This window comes from Nonomuraea sp. NPDC049141, from assembly GCF_040648415.1.
Classification (GTDB): Bacteria; Actinomycetota; Actinomycetes; order Streptosporangiales; family Streptosporangiaceae; genus Nonomuraea.
This window is the reverse complement of the sequence record NZ_JBEZDR010000007.1, coordinates 178,701-201,963: the sequence shown is the minus strand read 5'-3', so window position 1 is coordinate 201,963 and position 23,263 is coordinate 178,701. Positions and strand designations below refer to the sequence as shown.

At 67.9% G+C, this 23,263-nt stretch carries 25 protein-coding genes; 13 read left to right on the top strand and 12 right to left on the bottom strand.

Annotation, left to right across the window (positions count from 1 at the left end; translation table 11 throughout):
• Positions 1-9 precede the first annotated feature (9 nt).
• The 4 genes from AB0B91_RS22485 to AB0B91_RS22470 form a co-directional block, all read right to left on the bottom strand.
• Positions 10-393 carry a roadblock/LC7 domain-containing protein gene (locus tag AB0B91_RS22485; protein ID WP_358322648.1) on the bottom strand — a complete coding sequence of 128 codons (384 nt, stop codon included), beginning with the start codon at positions 391-393 and terminating at the stop codon, positions 10-12.
• 29 nt (positions 394-422) lie between these two features.
• Positions 423-1,364, bottom strand: coding sequence for a hypothetical protein (locus AB0B91_RS22480; protein ID WP_358322645.1), 942 nt, complete (start codon positions 1,362-1,364; stop codon positions 423-425).
• A gap of 3 nt (positions 1,365-1,367) precedes the next feature.
• Positions 1,368-1,745, bottom strand: a complete 378-nt coding sequence (locus tag AB0B91_RS22475) for a roadblock/LC7 domain-containing protein (protein ID WP_358322642.1) — start codon at positions 1,743-1,745, stop codon at positions 1,368-1,370.
• Between the two features lie 197 nt (positions 1,746-1,942).
• Positions 1,943-3,178 carry a DUF4032 domain-containing protein gene (locus tag AB0B91_RS22470; protein ID WP_358322639.1) on the bottom strand — a complete coding sequence of 412 codons (1,236 nt, stop codon included), beginning with the start codon at positions 3,176-3,178 and terminating at the stop codon, positions 1,943-1,945.
• Between the two features lie 23 nt (positions 3,179-3,201).
• Between AB0B91_RS22470 and AB0B91_RS22465 the strand changes: the two genes are divergently transcribed.
• Positions 3,202-4,770, top strand: a complete 1,569-nt coding sequence (locus AB0B91_RS22465; protein WP_358322636.1) for a DUF885 domain-containing protein — start codon at positions 3,202-3,204, stop codon at positions 4,768-4,770.
• A gap of 54 nt (positions 4,771-4,824) precedes the next feature.
• On the opposite strand, the gene AB0B91_RS22460 is transcribed toward AB0B91_RS22465, so the two are convergent.
• Positions 4,825-5,463 (bottom strand): class II aldolase/adducin family protein, encoded by a 639-nt coding sequence (locus AB0B91_RS22460; protein ID WP_358322633.1) that lies wholly within the window; start codon positions 5,461-5,463, stop codon positions 4,825-4,827.
• 109 nt (positions 5,464-5,572) lie between these two features.
• On the opposite strand from AB0B91_RS22460, the gene AB0B91_RS22455 reads away from it, so the two are divergent.
• Positions 5,573-6,601, top strand: coding sequence for a saccharopine dehydrogenase NADP-binding domain-containing protein (locus tag AB0B91_RS22455; protein WP_358322630.1), 1,029 nt, complete (start codon positions 5,573-5,575; stop codon positions 6,599-6,601).
• 224 nt (positions 6,602-6,825) lie between these two features.
• Here AB0B91_RS22455 and AB0B91_RS22450 read toward each other — a convergent pair whose 3' ends face one another.
• Positions 6,826-7,410 carry a TetR/AcrR family transcriptional regulator gene (locus AB0B91_RS22450; protein WP_358322627.1) on the bottom strand — a complete coding sequence of 195 codons (585 nt, stop codon included), beginning with the start codon at positions 7,408-7,410 and terminating at the stop codon, positions 6,826-6,828.
• Between the two features lie 70 nt (positions 7,411-7,480).
• On the opposite strand from AB0B91_RS22450, the gene AB0B91_RS22445 reads away from it, so the two are divergent.
• The 7 genes from AB0B91_RS22445 (at position 7,481) to AB0B91_RS22415 (ending at position 14,247) form a co-directional block, all read left to right on the top strand.
• Entirely contained in the window at positions 7,481-8,461 is a 981-nt protein-coding gene (locus AB0B91_RS22445; protein ID WP_358322624.1) for a carbohydrate kinase family protein, read from the top strand.
• Between the two features lie 75 nt (positions 8,462-8,536).
• Positions 8,537-9,751: an aminotransferase class III-fold pyridoxal phosphate-dependent enzyme gene (locus AB0B91_RS22440; RefSeq protein ID WP_214637156.1), complete on the top strand. Its 1,215-nt coding sequence runs from the start codon at positions 8,537-8,539 to the stop codon at positions 9,749-9,751.
• Between the two features lie 208 nt (positions 9,752-9,959).
• Positions 9,960-11,405: an N-acetylglucosamine/diacetylchitobiose ABC transporter substrate-binding protein gene (gene ngcE, locus AB0B91_RS22435; protein WP_358322621.1), complete on the top strand. Its 1,446-nt coding sequence runs from the start codon at positions 9,960-9,962 to the stop codon at positions 11,403-11,405.
• Positions 11,406-11,408: 3 nt separating this feature from the next.
• Positions 11,409-12,323 (top strand): sugar ABC transporter permease, encoded by a 915-nt coding sequence (locus AB0B91_RS22430; RefSeq protein WP_358322618.1) that lies wholly within the window; start codon positions 11,409-11,411, stop codon positions 12,321-12,323.
• Between the two features lies 1 nt (position 12,324).
• A complete protein-coding gene (locus AB0B91_RS22425) occupies positions 12,325-13,179 on the top strand; it encodes a carbohydrate ABC transporter permease (RefSeq protein WP_358322615.1) in 855 nt (284 codons plus the stop codon).
• A gap of 9 nt (positions 13,180-13,188) precedes the next feature.
• Positions 13,189-13,464 carry a 4a-hydroxytetrahydrobiopterin dehydratase gene (locus AB0B91_RS22420; RefSeq protein WP_358322612.1) on the top strand — a complete coding sequence of 92 codons (276 nt, stop codon included), beginning with the start codon at positions 13,189-13,191 and terminating at the stop codon, positions 13,462-13,464.
• A gap of 72 nt (positions 13,465-13,536) precedes the next feature.
• Positions 13,537-14,247 carry a hypothetical protein gene (locus AB0B91_RS22415; protein WP_358322609.1) on the top strand — a complete coding sequence of 237 codons (711 nt, stop codon included), beginning with the start codon at positions 13,537-13,539 and terminating at the stop codon, positions 14,245-14,247.
• Positions 14,248-14,512: 265 nt separating this feature from the next.
• On the opposite strand, the gene AB0B91_RS22410 is transcribed toward AB0B91_RS22415, so the two are convergent.
• Positions 14,513-15,910, bottom strand: a complete 1,398-nt coding sequence (locus tag AB0B91_RS22410; RefSeq protein ID WP_358322606.1) for a M6 family metalloprotease domain-containing protein — start codon at positions 15,908-15,910, stop codon at positions 14,513-14,515.
• Between the two features lie 525 nt (positions 15,911-16,435).
• Between AB0B91_RS22410 and AB0B91_RS22405 the strand changes: the two genes are divergently transcribed.
• Complete coding sequence (locus tag AB0B91_RS22405; RefSeq protein WP_358322603.1) at positions 16,436-17,536, top strand: low temperature requirement protein A; 1,101 nt, start codon at positions 16,436-16,438, stop codon at positions 17,534-17,536.
• A complete protein-coding gene (locus AB0B91_RS22400) occupies positions 17,533-17,862 on the top strand; it encodes a nuclear transport factor 2 family protein (RefSeq protein ID WP_358322600.1) in 330 nt (109 codons plus the stop codon). The genes AB0B91_RS22405 and AB0B91_RS22400 overlap by 4 nt, the downstream gene beginning before the upstream one ends.
• A gap of 157 nt (positions 17,863-18,019) precedes the next feature.
• Here the strand turns inward: AB0B91_RS22400 and AB0B91_RS22395 are convergent, their stop codons facing one another.
• The 4 genes from AB0B91_RS22395 to AB0B91_RS22380 form a co-directional block, all read right to left on the bottom strand.
• Entirely contained in the window at positions 18,020-18,499 is a 480-nt protein-coding gene (locus AB0B91_RS22395; RefSeq protein ID WP_358322597.1) for a hypothetical protein, read from the bottom strand.
• Positions 18,496-19,050, bottom strand: coding sequence for a MarR family transcriptional regulator (locus AB0B91_RS22390; protein WP_358322595.1), 555 nt, complete (start codon positions 19,048-19,050; stop codon positions 18,496-18,498). Before AB0B91_RS22390 ends, AB0B91_RS22395 begins: the two co-directional genes overlap by 4 nt.
• A gap of 69 nt (positions 19,051-19,119) precedes the next feature.
• The gene (locus AB0B91_RS22385; protein ID WP_358322592.1) at positions 19,120-20,808 is read right to left on the bottom strand and encodes a CDGSH iron-sulfur domain-containing protein; all 1,689 of its coding nucleotides are present in this window, start codon (positions 20,806-20,808) and stop codon (positions 19,120-19,122) included.
• Positions 20,805-21,107: an antibiotic biosynthesis monooxygenase family protein gene (locus AB0B91_RS22380; protein WP_358322589.1), complete on the bottom strand. Its 303-nt coding sequence runs from the start codon at positions 21,105-21,107 to the stop codon at positions 20,805-20,807. Before AB0B91_RS22380 ends, AB0B91_RS22385 begins: the two co-directional genes overlap by 4 nt.
• Before the next feature lie 66 nt (positions 21,108-21,173).
• Between AB0B91_RS22380 and AB0B91_RS22375 the strand changes: the two genes are divergently transcribed.
• Positions 21,174-21,794 (top strand): TetR/AcrR family transcriptional regulator, encoded by a 621-nt coding sequence (locus AB0B91_RS22375; RefSeq protein WP_358322586.1) that lies wholly within the window; start codon positions 21,174-21,176, stop codon positions 21,792-21,794.
• A gap of 48 nt (positions 21,795-21,842) precedes the next feature.
• On the top strand, positions 21,843-21,992 hold the full coding sequence (locus AB0B91_RS22370; protein ID WP_358322582.1) for a hypothetical protein: 150 nt from the start codon (positions 21,843-21,845) through the stop codon (positions 21,990-21,992).
• A 209-nt stretch (positions 21,993-22,201) separates the two neighbouring features.
• On the opposite strand, the gene AB0B91_RS22365 is transcribed toward AB0B91_RS22370, so the two are convergent.
• Positions 22,202-23,161 (bottom strand): pirin family protein, encoded by a 960-nt coding sequence (locus tag AB0B91_RS22365; RefSeq protein WP_358322579.1) that lies wholly within the window; start codon positions 23,159-23,161, stop codon positions 22,202-22,204.
• Between the last annotated feature and the right edge of the window lie 102 nt (positions 23,162-23,263).

The window sequence follows — 23,263 nt, the reverse complement described above, 5'->3', positions numbered from 1 at the left end:
CGTTCAAGGTCAGTGAATCCGTGCTGCGATGGCGGCCACGCTGGCCGCCGTCTTGCGGCCCTCCAGCCGGAGGAGCCCGAGATTGGTGCCGGGCTCAGCCAGGACTGTGAGGACGATGGTGGGGCCCGCCGCGTAGAAGGCGGCGAAGCCGGCGGTGCCGGAGATGAGCGTCTCCTCCAGTACGCCCTGGGACGTCATGATCGTCATTCGCCTGCTCAGCGCGAGCAACGCCGCCGACAACGCGGCGGTCTGCTCGCTGTTGCCGTTGGCTTTGCCGCCGTTGTCGCAGGCGATGGTCATGCCGTCGACCGTGCAGGCGACGCTCCCGCTGATGTCCGGGGTGCGCTCGCGCAGGAGAACCATCTCCCTCAGCACCTCTTCACACAGCTTCACCGGTGGCCTCCTTTGCGGGCGGAGGAACCTCATGACAGCTCCTCCAGTGCCTTCTTCAGGCGCATCAGCAGGGCCAGGTCCGTGGGGTCCGCCGAGATCGGCGGGCCGAGCGGCAGCCCCCGGGCATCGGAATCGTGTGGTGGCCGCTGATCCGCCGAGCCACGCACCCGCCGCGGCAGCGCGCCCCGCCGATCCACGACGGCCTGCGCCGCGCCGTCTTCGGGGGCTTCTGCCGCGTCGTCTGGGGCGCCTGCCGCGTGCCGTGCCGTGCCTTCCTTGGTGGCCCGTGTTGTGGTCGCGCCCTTGTACGGGCCGTCTTTGGCGGGCTCTTGGGGTGGTGCCAGCAGCCCGGCCGCGGCCATCCTCCGTACGGCCAGCAGCACCGAATAGCCCGACCTGCCGAGCCGTTTGGCCAGGTCAAGCGGTGTCGCCTCGGCATCGGCCCCGGTGACGACCTCCCACTGGACCGAGTCCAGCGTCACCCCGTTCCCCGGCAGCCGCGGCAGCGGCCGTACCGGCGCCGTGTCCAGCTGGGCGGACGGCCAGATCTGCGCGAGATAGGCCCGGCGGCGCGCGCACTCGCGCATCAGCCCCGCCACGTCGAAGTACCACTGACCGCCCAGCCAGTGCTGCTCGCCGGGCCGGAACTTCGGCCGGTTCCCACCGGCCGGCAGCAGGAAGAACGCGGCGTCCAGGACCGCCGCGAGCACGCAGTACTGCAGCTCGCCCAGCGTGACGGGCCCTTCTTCCAGCAGCCGGGCGCAGCCCCCGTCGGCCTGCAACCGGCGCAGCGCGGTCTCCGGCAGCCGCCCCCGCGCCGCCAGCACGCGCTCGACGCCGGGCGTGTGGGCGCACTCCATGTACGTGACGCGGCCCTCACTGAGGAAGATCGTCCCGGCTCGGCCCACGCGGAGGGCGCCCGTGGAACGTTCACGGGCGAGACCGGCGAGGAGCGTGTCCAGCGGTGCCATGGCTCAGGTCAGAAACTGGCTGGAGATGGCTTGCAGGCGATAGCGCGCCAGGGCGAGGTTCGACCGTTCCAAGTCGAGGCGCAGGTAAATGATGAGCGGCCCCTCGAATACCGTTTCCAGCATCCTGAGTAAGTGATGGCCTTTGTCGGTAGTAACCAACATGTCGTCAATGCGGACCGTCTCGCCCGGGCACGAACGGGACAGGCCGTCCGTCGTCGCGCGCAGCGTCTCGGTCAGGGCGGCGGCGGAGCGCTCGGCGTCCACACCCTGCGGCGGCCCGCTGATGGCCACGGCCATGCCGCTCGTCTGGTCGAGGAGCATCGCGTCCAATGCCCCTGGTATCGCCATGACCTCGGTCAGGCAGTCGTCCAGTCCCAGCACGTGCACCCTCCCACGCCGTCGTGAGGACTGAGACAGCGTAGGAGCGATGGATGGCAGCGCGGTGATCGTATAAAGCGAGATATGTATGAAGTTGAAGATGTCTACGGCCAGGGAGGAGAAAAACCTAACCGCGACGGAGATTTCCTGAATTCATCTGTTTGATCGCGGCATTCAGGAATTTCGTTCACATTATGCGCCTACTGAAGCTCTGCGGGCTCCTCGGAGAGTCCGCCCGGCTCCTCCGGCAGGAGCGCCTTCTCGTCGGGCTTGTGGACGAGCACCTTGTCCACGTACGACTTCACCGCGGCCGCGATGCCGACATCGGCCCCGGCCGCCTCCGACAGGTACCACCGGTGGTCCAGCACCTCGTGGAACAGTTGCGCGGGCTCCAGCTTCCCGCGCAGCCGGGCCGGAATGGCCTCGACCGTCGGCTGGAACACCTCGGCCAGCCACCGGTGCGCCACGATGGCCTCGTCCTCGTGCCGCAGGCCCTTGGCGACCCGGAACCCGTCGAGGTCGTTCAGCAGCCGCCTGGCCTGGTTCTCCTCGACGTCGAGGCCGGTGAGCCGGAGCAGCCGCCGCTGGTGGTGCCCGGAGTCGACCACCTTGGGCCGCACGATGAGCCGCCCGGTGCCGACCTTGCGCCGGACCATCATCTCGGCCACATCGAAGCCCAGCAGGTTGAGCCGCCTGATCCGCTGCTCCACCCGGTGCCAGTCGACCTCCTCGATGATCTCGTCCTGAGTGATCTCGTTCCACAGCCGGTGGTAGCGGGTCACGATGTCCTCGGCGGTGTCCATCGGGTCGATCGACGGGTGCAGCAGCTCGCCGGCCTCCAGGTCGAGCATCTCGCCGAAGATGTTCGTGTGCGCGGCGTCGATGTCGGCGAGCCGCTGGCCCTCACTGATCATCGGGTGCATCTCACCGGTCTCCGCGTCCACGAGGTAGGCGGCGAACGCACCGGCGTCCCTGCGGAACAGCGTGTTGGACAGCGAGCAGTCGCCCCAGTAGAAACCGGTCAGGTGCAGCCGCACCAGCAGCACGGCCAGCGCGTCCAGCAGCCGGGTGAGCGTGTCGGGCCGCAGCGTCCCCGACATGACCGCGCGGTACGGCAGCGAGAACTGCAGGTGCCGGGTGATCAGCGCCGCGTCGAGCCCCTCGTCCCGGCCGGTGACGTAGGCGATCGGCTCGACCGACGGCGCGTCGAGCCTGGCCAGGTCCCACAGCAGCTGGTACTCCCGTTTGGCGTACCGCTCGCTGATCTCCTTGATCGCGTACACCTTGCCGGACAGCCTGACGAACCGCACCACGTGCCGCGAGATACCGCGCGGGAGGTCGACCAGATGATGCGACGGCCAGTCGGTGAGAGGGACATCCCATGGCAGGCGGATCAGGTCGGGGTCGCCGAGCGCGCCGGTGATCTGAAGGGGCATAAAGCCCAGGATATTGTGCGAACGTGGACGAGTTTCTCAAGTGGTACTTTTCCGGTCGTCCCGTCGTCGCCAGCTACCTGGGAGCCGACGGCTACGATCACACGCTCGGTGACTTCACCGCCGCCGCCTTCGCCGCCCGCGAACGCGAAGAGATCCTCTGGCTGGACCGGCTCTCCAGGCTGGAGACCGCGACGCCGGACGACGCCATCGACAGGGATCTCGTCCTGTCGCAGTTAAGGGGCTCGATCGCCCTGGCCTCCTGGCCAGACTGGCGGCGCGACCCGGCCGTCTACCTGTCGGCGATCTTCACCTCCATGTTCACGCCGTTCCAGCGGCGGCTCAAGCCCGAGGCCGAGCTGGTGTCCGCCGCCGTCTCCCGGCTGGCCGAGGTGCCGGACGTGCTGGCCGCCTGCCGTACGAACCTCGACGCCGATCTCGCCGCGCCGCTGCTCGTCCAGCGCGGGCTCGGACAGGCGCGCACCGGACGCAACTTCCTCACCAGAACCGTCCCGTCGATGGTGACGGACCCCGACCTGCGCGCGAAGCTCGCGGACGCCGCCGAGCCGGCCGCCGTCGCGTTCGACGCGTTCGTCGCCTTTCTCGAAGGGTTCGAGTGCGGCGGCACCTGGCGGATGGGCGAGCCGCTCTACTCCACGCTGCTGCGCGAGCGCGAGCTGCTCGGGTACGACGCCGCCGAGCTGCACCGCAAGGGCCAGGCGGCCTGGGCGTCGCTGGACGCGCGGATGCGCGAGGTCACCATGAGGCTCAACGGCACCGAGGACTGGCGGGCCGCGATGGAGTCCCTGATGGACGACCACCCCGCCACGCTGGCCGACATGCGGGCCGAGTACGAGGCCGAGACCCGCCGGGCCCGCGAGTTCGTCAGGGAACGCGACCTGGTGACCTTCCCCGAGGGGGAGGAGTGCCTGGTGCTGCCCTCGGCCGAATACACCAGGCCGGTCCTCGCCGTCGCCCACTACCTGGCGCCGCCGCCGTTGAGCAGCTCGCGCACCGGCGTGTTCTTCGTGCCGTACACGCCTGACGACTTCACCGAGGAGCAGGTACGGCAGCGCCTGCGGACGAACTCACGGGCCCAGATGCCGTCGATCGCCGTCCACGAGGCCTACCCCGGCCACCACTGGCACCTGTCGCACATGGCGAGCAACACCCGGACCGTGCGCAACGTGTTCCGCACCCCGTACTTCACCGAGGGCTGGGCCCTCTACGTCGAGAAGCTGCTGCACGAGCAGGGCTACTTCGACACGCTCGCCACCGAGCTGGCGCACCTGGACTGCCGCATCTTCCGCGCGGCCCGCATCGTGGTGGACACGGCGCTGCACTGCGAGGACATGTCGATCGAGGAGGCGGAGACGTTCATGGCGACGAAGGCGTCGCTGTCTCCCGGGACGGCGCAGGGGGAGGTCAGCCGGTACTGCGCCTGGCCCACGCAGGCGCCGTCGTACCTGACGGGGGCGATCGAGATCGACCGGATCAGGGAGTCGTACGACGGGTCGCTGAAGTCGTTCCACGACAAGATCGCGGGCTCGGGCGGCCTGCCGCTGGGACTGGCGGAACAGGCGGCACACCTGTAGCTCGTGACGGCCGGCTCATGGGCCGGCTCTGTGACCGGCTCTGTGGCCGGCTCGTTAGGGCGTGCGGCGGGGGAAGGCCGGGGGGTTGAGCGCGCGGTCGACCACGGCCGCGAGCTGCTCGTCGGTCAGGATCGTGGGCTTGCCGACGCTCAGCCCCCGCACATACACCTCACACAGCCATTCCAGCAGCCGCGTCGCCTCGAAGGCCTGTTCCAGCGTGGCGCCGATGGTGACGCCGCCGTGGTTGGCCATGAGCGCCGCCTGCCTGCCCTCCAGCGCCGCCCGTACGTTGGCCGCCAGCTCCGGCGTCCCGTACGTCGCGTACTCGGCCACCCGCACCACCCCGCCCAGCAACAGCGCGTTGTAGTGGACCGGCGGCAGCTCGGTCATCGTCGTGGCCACCACCGTCCCGAACACCGAGTGCGTATGGACGATGGCCTGCGCGGCGGTGGTCTCGTAGACGGCCAGATGCATCGGGGTCTCCGAGGACGGCTGCAGATCGCCTTCGATCAGGTAGCCCTCGATGTCCACGATCGGGCACATCTCCGGCGTCAGCCGGTCGAGCGCGACTCCGGACGGGGTGACCGCGACCAGTTCGCCCTGACGGACGCTCAGGTTGCCCGACGTGCCGATGACCAGGCCCTGCTCGACGGCTCTCTGCCCGTACTCGCACAGCTGCTCGCGGAGGCTCATGGCGGGCAATGTAGTCGGTCGTCCGAATTGCGGCAATGCCATTGACGACAGCGGTGGCTGAACCTATGTTCGAAATGTTGCATACCCTCGGTATGGAAGAGAGCTGGTCATGAAGGCACCGCTCATCGCCGTCTACGGAGCCAACGGACACACCGGCCGCCTGGTCGCCACCGAACTCCTCTCCCGAGGCCAGGAGATCGTGCTGGCCGGGCGCAACGCGGAGGCCCTGCGCTCGCTCGCGGACGAACTCAACGCACCGGATCGGGTACGGACCCATCCGGCCGCCCTCGACGACCCGCCGGCTCTGCGCGAGCTGGCCGAGAGCGCCGCCGTGCTGATCCACTGCGCCGGGCCGTTCACCCGGACCTGCGAGCCGATCGCCACCGCGGCCGTAGCGGCGGGCTGCCACTACATCGACCACGCCATCGAGCCGCATCCGGTGAAGTACCTGTTCGACACCGTGCAGGCCCCGGCCCAGCAGGCGGGGATCGTGATGATCCCGCAGATGAGCTTCTACGGAGCCCTCGCCGACCTGCTCGCCGCCGCCGTGGCCGACGGGCTGCCCGGCGTCGACCGAGTAACGGTCGGTTACTCGGTGACGGGCTGGCGGATGACTCCCGCGGCCGTGAAGACCGCCGAACTGCTGATCGGCGAGATCGACCGTGTGACGTACGCCGACGGCGCCCAGCGGGTCGGCCCCGTGGAGATCCGCAACACCGTCTTCCCGTTCCCGCCGCCACTCGGACCACGCACGATGATCGCCCCCTTCCCCTCGGGCGAGGTGGTCACGATCCCCCGGCACGTCCCCGCCAGAGTGGTGGAGTCGCAGCTCACGGCCAGTACGTTCGAGGAGGAGCAGATCTTCACCAGCCAGGACGCCACGCCCGCCGACCGGGCCAGGACCAACTTCATGATCGCGGTCCAGATCACCTCACCGGGCGGCGGCGGGCGCAACGGTCACGTGCGGGGGAGCGACATCTGGTGGGTCGGCGCCCTGGCCTCGGTGGAGGCGGCGATCCGCCTGACAAGAGGCGAAGGACCACAGAAGACCGGCGTCCTCAGCGCGGCAGAGGCATTCCCAGCCGAACCGTTCCTCCGGCGAATGGAGGAACTGGGGGCATTCACGTTGAGCCTCTGATCGAGGACGAGGGCGGATCGGTGACGGGGCGTCCTTACCCGAGGGCTGATCGGGTGGCCGGGGCGCCTCTGGTCGAGGATGACGGCCGAATCGGGTGACCAAGCGCCGTTGCGGCGGGATGTTGCGCCCGGTCAGCGGGCGTCTCCCTGGACAGACGCCCGCCATCTGCGGCGGTTGGCGGGTGGGGCGGCTTGCCGTACAGGATGGAACTCTCTTTAAAGAGATCACAGCCGGTCGAGGGCGGAGAGCATCAGGCGCTCCAGGTCCACGCGGGCCAGGCGGCCGGGATAGAGCAGCAGATGCAGGCTGAGCCCGTCGACCAACGCCAGCAGGCGTTCGGCGACGTCGTCGAGGTTCTCGTCGGTGGCGAGCTCTCCCGCCACCCGCGCCTCGCCGAGCAGCCGCCGCACGGCGGTTCGGAGCTCGGCGGCCTCGGCGCGCTGGACCTCAGCGAGGTGCTCCGAGGCCAGGCTGCGGCTCCAGAAGCTGACCTCCAGACGCGTCTCCTGAGTACGTTCCGCGTCGAGGGGGAGGTTGTCCAGCAGTAGTTCGCGCAGTGCGGCGAGGCCGGTGACGCCCTCGATCTTGCGCGTCAGCCGCTCGCGGATGCGCTGGTGCGACTGACGCAGCGCCGACAGCAGGATCTCGTCCTTGTCGGCGAAGTAGTGCGCCAGCACGCCGTTGGAGTAGCCCGCCTCCTTGGCGATGGCGCGGGTCGTGGCGGCGTCGATGCCGTCCCTGACGATCACCCGGCGGGCGGCTGAGAGCACCTCGCGCCTGCGTTCGTCATGGTCAACGATCTTCGGCATCCGGCGGCCCCCTTCTGGTGCTGTTCTGAGCATATTGACTTTTTATTCGGACGTCTGTCTATTTAGACCCATGACCGAGCCAACCGTCCCCACTGTGGCCACTGTCGGCGTGCACATCGTCGACATCCTCGCCCGGCCCGTCTCGTACATCCCGGAAGGACAGGACACCGCCCTGGTGGACCAGATCCGGCTGACCGCCGCGGGATCCGCGGCCGGGACGGCGGTCGACCTGGTCAAACTGGGCAACGAGGTCGTCTCCATGGGCGCGATCGGGGACGACGAACTCGGCGACTTCCTGGTGGCGGTGATGACCAAGCGCGGCGTGGACGTCTCCCAGCTCACCCGCAAGGCCGGAGAACAGACAGCGGCCTCGATCCTCCCGATCCGCCCCGACGGCGGCCGCCCCAGCTTCCACGTCCCCGGCGCGAACCTCGGGGTCACGTCCTCGGACCTGGACGTGGCGCGGCTGCGTGAGGTCCGGGCTGTTCACCTGGGCGGGATGGACGTGACGTTCGGACTGGGTGATCCAGCGTTCTTCTCGCTGCTGGACTCGCTCCGGGCGGACGGGGTGATCGTGACGATGGACCTGCTGTCCGAGATGCCGGACCTGCTGGGGATGGCACGGGCGTTCCTCCCGCACGTGGACTATGTGCTCCCGAACGACTCCCAGGCCCTCCTCATGGCGGCGGGCCTCACCCCCGACGGATCGTCGGCTGCGTTGGCGGGTGGATCGATCGCGGAGGTGTCGGCGGCGGCAATGGCGTTGCTGGCGGAAGGGCCGCGCGGGGTGCTCGTCACCATGGGAGGCGCGGGGAGCCTGGTGGTGACCGAGGCGGGGATCGAGCAGGTGCCCGCGCTCAAGGTCGAGGTCAGCGACACGACCGGGTGCGGGGACGCGTACTGTGCCGGGTTCATCACCGGTCTGCTGCACGGGCAGGACGTGCTGGGCGCCGCCCGCTGGGGCACGGCCGCCGCCGCCCGCGTCGCCACCGGGCTCGGCTCGGACGCCGGCCTCACCGACCTCGAATCCACCCTCGCCCTCCTGGCGTGACCACGATGCCGGCCGTACGGAGCCCCGGTCGCGCAGAGCCCCGCGGTGTATTGAACTTGGAAAGAAGGATTTCAGATGACAGACGCTGAACTTCGTCAGCGGGCGTTGAAGGTCGTGCCCGGCGGAATGTACGGGCACCTCAACGCGGCGATCTTCGCCCCCGGATATCCGCAGTTCTTCGAGCGAGGCGAAGGCTGTCGCCAGTGGGATGTGGACGGCCGCGAGTACATCGACTTCATGTGCAGCTGGGGCCCGGTCGTGCTCGGGCACCGGCACCCGCGCGTGGAGGAGGCAGCCGCGCGGCAGCTCGCTCTCGGCGACTGCCTCAACGGGCCGGGGGCGGTCATGGTCGAGCTGGCCGAGCTGCTGGTCGACACCGTGCCCAGCGCCGACTGGGCGATGTTCTCCAAGAACGGCACCGACGCCACCACCCAGGCGCTCATGGTCGCCCGAGCGGCCACCGGCCGGACGAAGGTGCTGATGGCCCACGGCGCCTACCACGGAGCCGACCCCTGGTGCACCCCGTCGCTCGCCGGGACGACGCCGAACGAGCGGGCCGACCTGGTGGAGTTCGACTACAACTCGATCGAGTCGCTGGAGGCCGCGGCGGCCACCGTCGAAGGGGACGTCGCGGCGATCATCGTGACGCCCTTCAAACACGACTCCTTCGAGGATCAGGAACTGGTAGAGCCTGCTTTCGCGCGGGCCGCGCGGGCGCTGGCCGACCGGATCGGCGCCGCGCTGGTGATCGACGACGTGCGGGCGGGGTTCAGGATCGACCTGCGGGGCTCGTGGGAGCCCTATGGCGTGCGGCCGGACCTGACGGCGTGGTCCAAGGCCATGGCGAACGGCTACCCGATAGCCGCCGTGACCGGCACGGACGCGTTGCGCGGGCCGGCTCAGTCGCTGTATTCGACGGGATCGTTCTGGTTCTCGGCCGTGGCGATGGCGGCGGCGAAGGCGACGATCGAGACGCTGCGCGACACCGAGGGCATCGCGACCATGGAGCGGGCCGGGACGCAGCTGCGTGAGGGGCTGTATGGGCAGGCCAAGGCGCACGGGTTCGTGGTGAACCAGACGGGGCCCGTGACCATCCCGTGGCTGAGCTTCGACGGCGACGCCGACCTGTCGACCGCCCTGTACTGGAGTGATGCCTGCCTGCGGCACGGCGTGTACATCCACCCGTGGCACAACTGGTTCATGTCGGCGGCGCATACGGAGGAGGACGTGGCGCGGGCCCTGGAGGGAACCGACCTGGCCTTCGCCGAGACCCGAGCGCACTTCGGCTGAAGTACGAGGCGAGCACAGGTAACTGAAGACGAGTACAGGTACGGCTACGGGTGGCTGTTTGGGCGGCGGCGCTCTACTGTCCTTCATGGAGGACGATCGCGGCAAAAGTTACGTCTCGATTGCGCCCCTTGACGTGCGCGGGCGGCCGTTCGTACCTTCGGGCAAACGGTTAGGAAACTTTCCTAATCCGTCCTCTTCAGGAGCCCCCATGACCCACCCGGGAGAGATCACTCGTCGTCAGCTGCTGCGCCGAATCGGCCTGACCGCGTTCGTCGCCGGTCCTGGCGCGGGCCTGCTGAGCGCCTGCGCCACCAGCGGCGCCGGCGACGAGCCCACCGCGACGCCGACCGGCTCGATCGCAGTCTCCGCCGACCCCAAGAACCCGTTCGGCGTCGACGCCAAGAAGCCGCTGGAGGTCACGATCTTCAGCGGCGGGTACGGCGACGCGTACGCCAAAGACCTGCACGAGGAGATGTACAAGAAGCGGTTCCCCGGAGCGACGGTCAAGCACAACGCGACCCAGCAGATCGGCACCCAGCTCCGCCCGCGCTTCGTCAGCGGTGACGTGCCCGATGTGGTCAACAACTCGGGCCCCGAGGCGCTCGACCTGGCCGCCATGGCCAATGAGGGCCAGCTGGCCGATCTGACCGCGCTGTTCGACGCGCCTTCGCTCGACGATCCGGCCAAGAAGGTCCGCGACACCGTGACGCCGGCCGTACTGGACAACGCGAAGATCGACGACAAGAACCTCGTCCTGAACTACACCGTCTCCCACCGCGCCCTCTGGTACAACGCGAAGCTCTTCGCCGACAAGGGATGGGCGCTTCCGAAGACGTGGGCGGAGTTCAAGGCGCTCGGCGAGACGGCGAAGCAGGAGGGCATCCTGCTGTTCGCCTATCCCGGGCAGAAGGGTCCGTACTACCAGCTCTGGAACGCCCTCTACACGGCCGCCAAGATCGGCGGCAACCAGGTCATCATCGACATCGACAACCTGGTCGACAACGCCTGGAACGCCGAGGCGATGAAGCAGTCGATCACCGCCTGGGTGGAGATCCAGACGCTGTATGGCGATAAAGCGTACTTCGGCCTCGATCACACCCAGACCCAGGTCAAGCAGCTCCAGAACAAGCTGCTCTTCTACCCGGTCGGCTCGTGGATCGAGAACGAGATGGCCAAGGACAAGCCCAAGGACTTCGAGTACGCCATCGCCCCGGTCCCCGACGTCACGGCCGCCGACAAGATGCCGTACGGGGCCATCCAGGTGGGCGTCGGCGAGAACTTCTTCGTCTCCGCCAAAGGCAAGAACCCGCAGGGCGGCCTGGAATATCTCCGCATCATGCTGTCGAAGGAAGGCGCCAAAGGCTTCACCGAGAAGACGCTGAACCTCACCGTGGTCAACGGCGCGGCCGAAGGGCTGGACCTCACCCCGGGTCTCAAGAGCGCGGCCAAGGCGCAGGACGCCGCCGGGCAGAACATCATCACCGACGCCCGTTTCGAGGGCTGGTACAAGGAACTGTTCGACTACGGCACCCAGCAGATCAACGTGGTCATGGCCGGGCGCATCACTCCCGAGAAGTTCTGCCAGAACATGCAGAAGAAGGCGGACGCCATCAAGAAGGACTCGTCCGTCACCAAGCAGACGCGGAGCCAGTAACCCATGCGGCGGTTGCGCAAGTACGGGTTCGTCGCCGGGTTTCTCGCCGTTCCGGTCGCGCTCTACTCGGTGTTCGTGATCAGCCCCTACATCCAGGCGTTCCAGATCTCCCTGACGGACTGGAACGGCTACAAGTCGAGGCTGCACTATGTCGGGTTCGACAACTTCACCCGGCTGTTCGGGGACGAGGTCTTCTGGCGGGCCCTGCGCAATCACGGAATCCTGCTGCTCGTGCTGCCGCTCGTGACGGTCGTCCTCGCGTTGTTCTTCGCGTTCCTGCTGAACCTGGGCGGGGGATCGCGGGGTGCGGGAATGAAGGGTATCTGGGGGTCAAGGTTCTATCGGGTGGTGTTCTTCTTCCCCCAGGTGCTCGCCGTGGCCGTGGTCGGAGTGCTGTTCAAGGCGGTTTACCGGCCCGACGAGAGCGGTGTGATCAACGGAGTCCTGATCAAGTTGGGTTTCGATCCCGTCGGCTGGCTCATCGAACCGAACCTGGCCCTCTGGGCGATACTCGCGGTGATGATCTGGCAGGCCGTCGGATTCTACGTGGTGCTCTTCTCGGCCGGAATGGCCGCCATCCCGAAGGACTACTTCGAGGCGGCGGCACTCGACGGAGCGGGGCGCGCCCGGCTGTTCTTCTCGATAACGCTGCCGCTGCTGCGCGACACCATCCAGGTGGGCTGGGTGTATTTGGGGATCGCGGCGTTCGACGGGTTCGCGCTGATCCTGGTGCTCGCCGGGGACAAAGGAGAGCCCGACGGGGCCACGACCGTGTTGCCGGTGGAAATCTGGAAGACCGCTTTCACCTATTCCAAGGTCGGCTACGCCTCGGCGATGGGCGTCGTGCTGTTCTTTCTCACCGTGACGTTCGCGGTGCTGACCCTGCGCACCACGCGGCGCGAGAGGATCGAACTCTGACATGGCCATGCCTCGTCCGGCCAGACCGCGGCCCAGCGTGCTCGGCGGCCTTTCGCATGTGGCGCTCTTCATCTGGGCGCTGCTGATCATTCTGCCGCTGCTCTGGACGTTCCTCGCGTCCTTCAAGAACAACACGGAGATCTTCGGGGACGCGCTTCAACTGCCCGGCCAGTTGCGGCTCGACGCCTGGGGACGGGCCTGGGACAAGGCCCACGTGGGGCAGTACATGCTCAACACCGTTATCGTCGTATTTTTCAGCACTTTTGGGACGATGCTGTTCGGCTCGATGGCGGCGTATGTCCTGGCGCGCTACAAGTTCTTCGGCAACAAGGTGATCTATTACTTCTTCGTGGCCGGGATGGCGTTCCCGATCTTCCTGGCGCTGGGGCCGCTGTTCTTCGTCGTCCTCCAGCTCGGCCTGCTGAACTCCCACATCGGGCTGATCCTGGTCTACATCGCGTACTCGCTGCCGTTCACGGTCTTCTTCTTGGCCGCATTTTTCCGTACATTGCCGGACACCGTGGCCGAGGCGGCGTCGATCGACGGCGCCTCCCACACGCGCACGTTCTTCCAGATCATGCTCCCCATGGCCAAGCCCGGCCTGATCAGCATCACCATCTTCAACGTGCTCGGCCAGTGGAACCAGTACCTGCTGCCCCTGGTCCTCCTCACCGACGACAAGGACAAGTGGGTCATCACCCAGGGCATCGCCGACATCTCCACCATCGCCGGCTACGAGGCGGACTGGCCGAGCCTGTTCGCCGCCCTCAGCATGGCGATCCTCCCCGTGATGATCGTTTACATCATCTTCCAGCGCCAGATCCAATCCGGGCTCGGCGCGGGGGCGCTGAAGTAACGTGAGCGTATGGACGTCGACAGCAAGCTCAACGACCTGCCCGAATGGCGTAGGGAAGGCAACGAGATCCGGCGCACGATCACCGCGCCCGACTTCCCCACGGCCATCCGGATCGTCGACGAGATCGCGGTCCAGGCCGAAGAGCTGAACCACCATCCCGACATCGACATCCGGTGGCGCAAACTCCACCTCTCGCTGACCACCCACGACAAAGGTGCTCTCACGGAGAACGACTTCATCCTGGCCGGCCTGATCGACGGGATCGCCGTCAAACACGGTGCGTAGCCAGTCGGTTACTCGCTAGAGTGGTGGCCCCGTGAGCCTGGCCCAGGCTCGTCACCGCTTCCGGGGGTACCCATGCGCCTGCCCACACCCGCCACCGCACCGAGGAAGCCCGCATCCGTCCGCCTGCCCGACCGGTCGCCGCGCCCCGGATACCCCGGCTTCGTCGTCGAGGAGAAGTCCGCCGACCTGGGCGGCGCCGCACGCGGATCCGTCCGAGGGCCGGGTCGGCTGAGGGCGCGCGCGTCGGCGTTGGCGCTGGTCCTCACGGTCGCGGGCTGCGCGCAGAGCCCGTCCGATCCAGCGGCTGACCGGGATGCCGCCCAGAGCGCCAGCCCCAGCGTCGTCTCGGCGCCCACCTCGCTCACCGGCGCGGGGGAGTTCAAGCGACGCACCACGGCGGCCATCGTCTACAACCGCAAGTTGGTCCCCAAGGGTGCCCAGGCGAGCCTGACCGCCGAGTCCGCCGGCGGCAAGACGGTGACCTCGCTGGTGGTCGAAGGGCTGCTGCCCGACCATCGGTATGGCGCCCACCTCCACGTCGCGCCCTGCGGGACCCATCCCGGTGACGCGGGCGCGCACTTCCAGCACGTAGCCGGTCAGGCTGATGCCTCAAGCGAGGTGTGGCTGGACCTGAAGACGGACAACTCCGGCGGCGGGCGCGCCACCGCCCACCACGACTGGCCGCTGACGGGCGCCCTGCCCCGCTCCCTGGTCCTTCACGCCAAGGCCACCGCCCCGTCCGCCCCACCCGCGCCGCGTGTCGCCTGCCTCACCCTGGGCTGACGTCTCTCCTGTTTTTACGGCTCGCTCTCGTTCGAAGAACAGTTTCCTTTACGGCCGGCATGGGCCGGCCCCACCCGCCACACGTGACCGGGCTCCCTCCAGGGGCACGCTCCTCCGGTTCACGTGGCTGGGCGCCGTGACGTGCGCACTCTTGGCCGACCCCGTGGTCATTCGTAGGCCGGTCGGCTCCGATTCGGCGCGGCGTCGGGTCCGGGTCCGCGCCCCCTGCCTGAGAACGTGCCCGGATGCCGACGCCGCCGTTTCCCTACGGGCTGATGATGACGTCGATCGTCATCTCCTCATCGCCTGGTGTGCCGGAGATGTCGATGGTCACGCCGGTCCATCCGCCCCCGGGCAGATTCAGCGCGGGTGAGGTGTCCCTGCCGATGCTCGCGTTGCCCGGCGATGGGTACAGGTCGTCAGCGTCGCCCCTGTTCCCCAGGCTGCCGATCCTGGCGAGCTGGCGCTTGCCGTCGGCCTGCATCAGCTCGATCGCCAGGCGGCGCTCGTCGTCGACGTTGGGTATGGCCTCGTCCACCACGTAGACCGCGACGCCCTGGTCGGGAAGGAACTTGTCCTGCCCTTGCTGGCGGCGGTATTCGACGACGAGGTACTGCGTGTCCTTCATCGTCCGATCGTTGTGGACGACCACGAAGTCGCCGCCTTCGGCCACCGGCCGGAGCGTGATGCCCCTGGTGGTCGCGGTGACCAGGCGCGGAGTGACCCAGTCATGGAACATGCGCAGCATGCTGGTCGGGAAAACGGGCGTCACGCCGCCGTTGCCCCATGATCCCGCCGCCATCAGGCAGAAGTTGCCCAGCCCGTGCGACTTGGCGCCGGTCTGCGCCCGGTCGGTGTCGTAGTAGTCGGCCCAGCGCGCCGCCAGGTGCCCCCACTCGTGGGCGCAGACGCCGACGTTGCAGTCCTCGGGCACGGTCAGGAAGGTGCTCACCTGCAGACCGGGCCCGACCGTGATCGGCTGCTCGCCGACGGTCCACTTCAGGCTCCAGATGAACTGCAGCCCGGCGGCGTCGGCGAAGGTCTCGGCGCCCGGTCCGGCGTGCACGACGAACAGCGCGGTGACCCGGTGTTCGTCGAGCACATCGAAGGAGGGGTCGAACTCGACGCCCGCCTCCTGCGCGGCCAGCACGGCGTCGTGCGCCATGCCCTGGGCATTGCGCGGGAAGTTGAGCTCGTCCATCCCCGACTTGTTGTTGGCGTAGAAGGCCAGCGTCTGCGGCAGCCGGAACCAGCCGAACACTTCGCCCTGGACATCGATGCCGTGGTCGTCGGTGAAACCGCTGACCTTTCGGTAGAAGTCGCGCATGCTGCCCGGCTGAGTGCCGAACAGCAGCCGCCTGAAGTGGTCCGCGTCGTGAGCCGGATCGTGCGGTCGGTCCTCGAAATCGACCAGCAGCACCAGGGTCTTGATGACGCCTTTGAGCTTCTTCGGCGGCCGGTTGATCAGGCTCACGTCGGGGGCGAGCGGGGTGGTGTTGCCGTCATCCAGGCCCACCGAGCGCGGCCCACGCCGCTCGGAGCGCCACATCGCGTAGTAGTCCTCGAACGTCAGGTGCTCGGGCAGGAGCCCGGCCTCCTTCAGCTCGTAGAAGCGGGTCTCCAACTTGGCCAGAGCGTCTGGCGCTAATGGAACGAAGTGCATGGTGTCCCCCCATCGTCCGTTCTTTTTGCGAAGGTAGGACTGATTGGGTGTTCTGTCGTGAGTACCCCCTACTCAACCGATGCCGTGCACCTCGCTCACCTTGTACTGCTCTTCACGCAAACGTGCCGATCGGCGTGGCCATCACGCCGACATCCAGGTTCACGACCACGTCGAAGTTCACCTCTACGGTCAAGGTGGCCGTCGACCAGGGCGGGCACCGGCACCCTGGCATCGGTCCTGGCACCTGCGTCGCCGGTTAATCTCCTGACCAGAGGGCGGCATCGAACTTCCGCGAGGGTTTGCAGGCCGATGCTGCGGCTGTTTGCGGGCCGGTTCCGCGATGCGGTTCATGGGACGATAGCGTCGCCGTTCGTGGGGCGATTTCGGAGTCATCCGCGCAGGAAGTGGCTTGGCCATTCGTCCAGCCCGAGCGCGGTCGATGATCCTTGCCAACTGGGCTCATAAACCCGCACAAACCAGATTTCCAGGGCGGCATAATTACACGATTACACGTTGGAGGTACGGGTGGGTAGGAGCTGGCAGCCGCCTCGGTTACGGCTGTTCGAGGGGGTGCAGCGGCGGGCCACCTGGCTGGAGCTGCTGTATGACCTGGTGTTCGTCGTGGCCGTGGCCGAGTTGGCCGATGTGCTGGCCGAAGGGACCGAGGTCGGGCGGGTTCTGGCGTTCGTCGGGTTGTTCGTTCCCGTCTGGTGGGCTTGGGCGGGATATGTGTTCTACGCGAATCGGTTCGACACCGATGACGTGAGCCATCGCCTGCTCGTACTTCCACAAATCCTGGCCATCGGAACGATGGCCGCGAGCGTGGGCGAAATCGGGGAGCGGTCCGCGTTGTTCGCGCTCTCCTACGTGGCCGTGCGGGTCCTGCTCATCGTGGCCTATCTGCGGGCGGGACGGCACGTGCCCGAAGGGCGGCCGCTGACCAGCCGTTATGTGGCCGGGTTCACGGTGTCGGCGGTCATCTGGGTGGCGTCGCTGGCCGTCGATCCGCCACTGCGCTATGTGCTGTGGGGCGTCGCCATGGTGATCGATCTCGTCACGCCGCTGCTGGCGCGGCGGCACCAGGGCGCGCTGCCGCCGCAGAGTGAGCACCTGCCTGAGCGGTTCGGGCTGTTCGTGGTGATCGTGCTGGGCGAGGTCGTCGCCGCGGTGGTGGTCGGGCTGAAGGGGCACGCGGTCACACCGGCCACGCTGCTGATCGCCCTCGCGGGCATCGCGATCGCCATGACCTTCTGGTGGCTGTACTTCGGCCACATCGACGAGTCCGTGGTACTGCGTACCCAGATGGCGGGACAGGTCTGGGTCTACTCTCATCTGCCGCTGTCGCTGGGGTTGGTCGCGTTCGGCATCGGGATCGAGCACGCGATCGCCCATCCGGGCACGGGCTGGGCCGTCGGCGTACCCGCCGCCGTGGTCTTCGCCACCCTCGGCCTCCAGCACCTGTGCTCCGGCGACCGGCTGGCCGCCGGCGTCCGCGTCGCGGCCGCCGCACTCACGCTTGTCACGTCCGCGCTCCCGGCCGCGCTGGCGCTCCCCTTGATTCTCTTGTACGGCGCGGCGCAGGTCGCCTATGACCTTCGCCGGCCCTTGCCCGGAGGAGAGGCATGACCCTCATGGACCTGTTCGACCGCCAGCTGGCCGCGATCGCGGACCGAGACCTGGAGTCCCTGCTGGCGCAGTATCACGACGATGCCATGGTCGTCCGCTTCGACCGCGTGGCCAGGGGGGCCGCCGAGATCCGCGAGCTGTTCACCGGCTACCTGGCCGCCGAGCCCGAGGTGGTCGAGGTCACGTCGCTCCAGGTGGTGGAGGACGTCATCTTCTACAGCGCCCTCATGACCATCGCCGGCAACAAGGTCACCACGTTCGGGACGCTGGTGATCAGAGACGGCAAGATCTGGCGCCAGACCGCCGCCGCCGTGCCGTCCACGTAACCATCCACCGCTGACCGCTCATGGCAGACCGCCGCCGACCGCGCACAGTCGGCTGCGGCCAGCCGGGCCCGCGCGGCCGGTCACGGGCGGCCGACCGCGCACCACAGTCGACTACGGGCGACTGACCCCGCGCAAACCGTCGGCTCAGCCCGCCACCTCAACCCATCAGTTGCCTCATCGGCTGCCACGGTGTGGCGTCGAAGATCAGCAGGATCGAGGCGATCCGGCCGTCGACGAGCTTGAAATGCTCGGCGGTGCGCTGGGTGCCCACCGGTGTGGCGGTGTGGACGTCGTAGACGAGCGTGGCCTCCGACTCGCCGTACAGTTCGCTGATCAGGTCGACCCCGGTGACCACATTGACGAAGCCGACGATCCCGGCCAGGTGGCCGGCGGCGTCGTCGGAGGTCATGAGCGGGCTCCGGAAGCTGAACTCGTCACCGATGAGGGCAGCGGCGGTGGGCACGTCGCCCCGGAACCGCGCCTCGTGGTAGCCCCGCACGACGTCACGGGTCCGCCGCTCGCCACGCGTCAGACTCTCGCCCCGCAGTTCGCCATGCGCCCGGTTCTCGCCCTGCACGGCGTCACGCGCCCGGTTCTCGTCGCCCAGGTCGTCGCGCGCCTGACTCTCGCTGCTCAAGAGGCACCTTCCAGGTACTGGGCGAGCCGGTGCTGGTTGTCGGCCACCCGGAGGCAGAGGTGCCGGAACCGGGTCAGTTCGTCGGTGGTGAAATCCCGGAACATCGCCGCCATCGCCCGCTGCGACGGCTCGCTGAACGCCTTGATCCACTCCCGGCCCTCGGCGGTGATCTGGGCCAGTACGGAACGCCGGTCCCGCTGGTCCGGGACCCGCCGCACCAGTCCCTCCCGCTCCAGCGTGTCGACCAGCCCGGTCACGTTCCGCGAGCTGACACCGGCGGACTGGGCCAGATCCCCGATGCTCACCCCGTCCTCATCGGAGGCGCCGAGCCGCATCAGCAGGTCCATCGCCCCGGAGCTCAACCCCCTGCCCTGGCTGCCATGGGCGCGCATCCGTTCGATGGCGTGGAAGGCGGTGCGGACGGCGGCCGCGGCCTCCAGTGCGGCAGTGTCGCCTCCGTCGGTGAACTGCCGCATGGCGGCCCTGGTCTCGGGATCGAAGAGGCTTCCGTCGGGATCACTGTCGAAGTCTGATTTATATACGTCCTTCATGATGAGTCAGTACATTAGTACGTACTTCACGACTTGTCGATCCACTACCGGTACCTGAAGCGTCGGCCCTCATGATGGGGTTCCTTCGGCGATCCAGCGTGCGAAGAGGTCGATGTGCTCGGCGGGCCAGGCGCCGTCGCAGGGCATCTTGCCCTCGCGGAGCCTGTCCAGGATGGCGTCGGCGTGCTCGGTGACGTCCGAGTGTGACCATAGGTCGAAGGCGAAGCTCATCGACTTGCGGTCCATCTCGCGGAACAGCGGTTTGATGTGGTCGGTGAAGCGAACCGGCTCGTCCGGTGCCGGGAGCCGTATCTGCGTCTGGTCGGCGGTCGGCGACAGGGCGGAGATACGGGAGCCCGGTCTCGCCCCGCACACCCACCACCATTGGGGTACCGGCATGTGTGGTGGCGGTGTCGCGCCCGGTTGGGAGTTCTCCACCGCGATTCGGGAACCCCATTCGATGTAGCCGGCGAACGCGGCGCGGAACTCGGGATCGGTGGGCAGCCCGGCGTCGTCGGCAGCTCGTCCGATGAGCTGCGCCCAGCGGGCCCGCCACTGTTCGGTCAGCGACTTGCCGGCATGTTCGGCGACCATATGGTCGTAACCGCCGTACTGCTCGGTGTAGAGCTTGGGGCCGCCGAAGGTCTCGGCAAGCCAGGCGGCGACGCGTTCGGGATGGTCGGGCGACATCCGGGCGAACAGCGGCGCGAGCAGGTCGTCCTGCGGGACGTACTTGTCGTAGAAGATGTGCGTCATCCGCGTCAGCGCGGGAAGCCCGCCCGCCCACTCGAAGAGCGTGGGTTCGTCGGACAGCGGTGGGTCGACGAAACCGACGTAGTAGTGCATGCCGCTGCAGAACGGTTTGTTGCGCGAGTGACCGCACCGGCAGAGGCTGTAGTGCTCCCGAGAGCCGTCGCCGTCGAGCGGGATGCCACCGGTGATCCGGTACGGGCCGTCCTTGGACACCTCGATCGTGGGTTCGCGTACTGGATCAGGGCCCTTTAGGCCGTCGATCGCATAGTGGAGAGCGCCGGATGGGCAGGCTCGTACGGCGCGGATGATCTCGTCGGACCGGCCGCCGCTGGGCGCCACGAACGGTTCCTCGCCTTGTCGGAACACAGTGGACAGCCGGTCGGTGCACAACCCCGAGTGCGCGCATATGCCGCGGTTGTCCAGCACGGTGACCTGTACGCCTTCATGGGTGTCCTGGCGGTCGGGCACCCGGTCGGGATCTTTGGCGGAGCTGAACCCGTGGCGGGCGTGGCTGCCGTCGCACAGCGGTTTCGTGGCGGAATGGCCGCATCGGCAGAGCGCCATCTGCGGGAACGTCTGGATCGGCTCCCCAAGCCAGTTGGTGATCTTCGTGGCGTTGGTGACCAGATACGGCCCGTCGAGGGCGCCGTCGATCCGCGTCTCCAGGTCGGCCTGGATGTCGGCCAGCTCGGCGATCCGGGCCGCCAAGGCATCGGCATCCTCGGCGAACAGGCAGGCCAGGTGCTGCAACGCGGCGGTCGCCTCGATCAGGCCCTCCGTGGCACCAGGCTGGGCGCGTAACCGCGTCGCATCCTTTGCCAACTCCCATAACCGGTCGCTCGGCGAGCCGTTCTCGGTGATGTGCGGCTCGGGCTCCGCGGCGGCTTCGGGCAGGGCGGCCAGCGGCCGGATCACCGTTTCGGCCAGCGGCTCGCCGGGTGCCAGGTCGCGGTTGAGCAGGAGGGCCCGCGCCAGCAGCCCGGCGATGGACATCGAGACGCTCATCCCTGTGCTCCGAACCGGGTGGTGTAGTGCTTCATCTCCTGGATGAGCGGGAAAAAGGGCTTCACCGCGGCGAAGAACTCCCCAAAACGGGCGCTGCGGCGGAAGCCCTGCTCGTGCCCTTCCACCGAGTCCCATTCGATCCGTACGGTGTAGTGCTCGGGCTCCTCGATGCCTCGGGCGATCTCGTAGCCCAGGCAGTGGGGGTCCTCGTCCAAGGCGCCCGCTGCCTCCTGGTATGCCTGCTCGAAATCCTCGGCGCGGGCGGGAGGGACGGTATACCTGATGTATTCGATGACCACGATGGACCTCTTCAGCCAGCCGTAACTTTAATTACATTACAGCATTGTAATGGATTGGGATGGACCATGACCCGGAAGATCGGGCGGGCGCGGGATGCCTCCATCGACGCCCGGATCCTGGCAGTCGCTCGGCGGCATCTGTCGGCGTACGGGTATGAGCGGATGTCGTTGGCCGCCGTCGCCGAGGAGGCCGGCACCAGCCGCCCCGCGCTGTATCGCAGGTGGCCGGGCAAAGCCGAGCTGGCCGCAGCCGCGGTGGCCACGCTGGAAGAACCCGAGCAGGACGCGCCCACCGGAGATCCGTTCGCGGATCTGGTCGCCGAGCTGGCCGATTTCCAGAACGCGGTCTCCCGGCCAGGGAGAATGTCGCTGGTCGGCACCATGCTGCAGGACACCACCGCCCCTGACGTGCTCGCCCGCTACCGCGCCCGTGTGATCGCCCCCAGGCGCCGCCGTCTCCACGCCATCCTCGACACGGCCATGCGGAGGGGTCTCATCGACGCCGACGCCGATCTGGAGATCGCCGTCACCCTGTGCACGGGCAACTGGTACGCCCGCGCTCTCGCCCACGACCAACCGCCGGAACGCTGGCCGCAACGCACCGCCGCACTGGTGTGGCGAGCCGTCGGCGGGCAACCTCCAGCCGATGCTGACGGCGCGGCGAAAATCGACTCAGGCTTTTCATGAGCCGCGAATGTCGTCGTCTTTTCCTACGGAAATGCAAACGACAGGGGCATGGTGAGAAAGCTGCTACTCGTCACCGCCATCGCCGGACTCGCGCTCGCCACCATGGGCACCATTGCCGCTTCGGCCGCCGCCCGGACGAGTCCCAGTGCTTATCTGACCGACCGGCACGGGAATGTGCTCACAGACGCCGATTGGTGAGCCACACCAAGATCATCATCTGCGACCGCAGCACCGACCACCGCTACGCGATGGCCAAGGTCAGGTACCAAGGGCGTGAGCAAGCCGTTCGACTACTGCGGGGCGAAGAAAACAGTAGTCCGCCGGTAAAAGAATGGCCCATTCAGCACGATGGGCCGCCGTGAATTACGGCGGCCCATCGTCGTGCTGTCATTTCCGCTGCCAAAAAATCAGGCGGCGGGAATGGATCCCAATCGCCCGGCCTGATAGTCCTCGAAAGCCTGGACCAGTTCGGCGCGGGTGTTCATGACGAACGGACCGTAATGGGCCACCGGCTCGCCGATCGGCCGGCCGCCCAGGATGATGACCTCCATCGTGTCCTTCGCCGACAGGGTGATCGTCTCGCCCGCCGTGGTCAGGCCGGGACGGTCGCCGAACCCGTCGAACACGGCCAACTGGCCGCTGACCAGCGGACGCCGTTCGGTGCCGACCGTGCCGCGTCCCGACAGCACGTACGCGAGCGCGTTGAAGTCGCTGCGCCACGGCATCGTCAGCCGCGCGCCCGGGCTGATCGTGGCGTGCAGCAGAGTGATAGGCGTCTGGGTGCTGCCGGGCCCGGTGTTCCCGGCCAGGTCGCCCGCGATGAGGCGGACCAGGGCGCCGCCGTCGTGGCTGCTGAGCAGCGCGACGCTGGTGCTTCCGATGTCCTGATATTTCGGTGCGATCATCTTCTTGGCGCCGGGCAGGTTCACCCATAGCTGGATGCCGTGGAAGAGCCCGCCTTGCTGCACCAGCCACTCCGGCGGCGCTTCCTTGTGCAGGATGCCCGCGCCGGCGGTCATCCACTGGGTGTCCCCGTTCGTGATCGTGCCACCGCCCCCGTTGGAGTCGAGGTGCTCCATCACGCCGTCGATCATGTAGGTGACGGTCTCGAAGCCGCGATGCGGGTGCCACGGGGTGCCCTTGGGCTCGCCGGCCGCGTAATCGACCTCGCCCATCTGGTCCATCATCACGAACGGGTCGAGGTACTCCGGCTTGATCGCGGCCAGGGCGCGACGGACCGGGAAGCCCTCGCCCTCGAAGCCACTGGGCGCGGTCTCGACGGCGAGCACTTTGCGCTCGGGGCTGGAGGCGTCCTGCCGAGGCAGACGGGGCAGGGCGAGCACGTTCTCGACGGTCACGGCTGGCATCTCGGGCTCCTTCACGTGGTGTTGTGACCACCCCAACTCAGTCCAAGTTTCAACTATTCCCTGTGTGTGGCAAGCCGCGCGCTATGCGGTCCTTCCGTACGG

Coding starts and splice junctions, on each gene's coding strand:
- AB0B91_RS22480 (WP_358322645.1), bottom strand. CDS start 1,364: ATGGCACCGCTGGACACGCTCCTCGCCGGTCTCGCCCGTGAACGTTCC.
- AB0B91_RS22470 (WP_358322639.1), bottom strand. CDS start 3,178: ATGCCCCTTCAGATCACCGGCGCGCTCGGCGACCCCGACCTGATCCGC.
- AB0B91_RS22460 (WP_358322633.1), bottom strand. CDS start 5,463: ATGAGCCTCCGCGAGCAGCTGTGCGAGTACGGGCAGAGAGCCGTCGAG.
- AB0B91_RS22455 (WP_358322630.1), top strand. CDS start 5,573: ATGAAGGCACCGCTCATCGCCGTCTACGGAGCCAACGGACACACCGGC.
- AB0B91_RS22450 (WP_358322627.1), bottom strand. CDS start 7,410: ATGCCGAAGATCGTTGACCATGACGAACGCAGGCGCGAGGTGCTCTCA.
- AB0B91_RS22445 (WP_358322624.1), top strand. CDS start 7,481: ATGACCGAGCCAACCGTCCCCACTGTGGCCACTGTCGGCGTGCACATC.
- AB0B91_RS22440 (WP_214637156.1), top strand. CDS start 8,537: ATGACAGACGCTGAACTTCGTCAGCGGGCGTTGAAGGTCGTGCCCGGC.
- ngcE (WP_358322621.1), top strand. CDS start 9,960: ATGACCCACCCGGGAGAGATCACTCGTCGTCAGCTGCTGCGCCGAATC.
- AB0B91_RS22430 (WP_358322618.1), top strand. CDS start 11,409: ATGCGGCGGTTGCGCAAGTACGGGTTCGTCGCCGGGTTTCTCGCCGTT.
- AB0B91_RS22425 (WP_358322615.1), top strand. CDS start 12,325: ATGGCCATGCCTCGTCCGGCCAGACCGCGGCCCAGCGTGCTCGGCGGC.
- AB0B91_RS22420 (WP_358322612.1), top strand. CDS start 13,189: ATGGACGTCGACAGCAAGCTCAACGACCTGCCCGAATGGCGTAGGGAA.
- AB0B91_RS22415 (WP_358322609.1), top strand. CDS start 13,537: ATGCGCCTGCCCACACCCGCCACCGCACCGAGGAAGCCCGCATCCGTC.
- AB0B91_RS22410 (WP_358322606.1), bottom strand. CDS start 15,910: ATGCACTTCGTTCCATTAGCGCCAGACGCTCTGGCCAAGTTGGAGACC.
- AB0B91_RS22400 (WP_358322600.1), top strand. CDS start 17,533: ATGACCCTCATGGACCTGTTCGACCGCCAGCTGGCCGCGATCGCGGAC.
- AB0B91_RS22390 (WP_358322595.1), bottom strand. CDS start 19,050: ATGAAGGACGTATATAAATCAGACTTCGACAGTGATCCCGACGGAAGC.
- AB0B91_RS22385 (WP_358322592.1), bottom strand. CDS start 20,808: ATGAGCGTCTCGATGTCCATCGCCGGGCTGCTGGCGCGGGCCCTCCTG.
- AB0B91_RS22375 (WP_358322586.1), top strand. CDS start 21,174: ATGACCCGGAAGATCGGGCGGGCGCGGGATGCCTCCATCGACGCCCGG.
- AB0B91_RS22370 (WP_358322582.1), top strand. CDS start 21,843: ATGGTGAGAAAGCTGCTACTCGTCACCGCCATCGCCGGACTCGCGCTC.
- AB0B91_RS22365 (WP_358322579.1), bottom strand. CDS start 23,161: ATGCCAGCCGTGACCGTCGAGAACGTGCTCGCCCTGCCCCGTCTGCCT.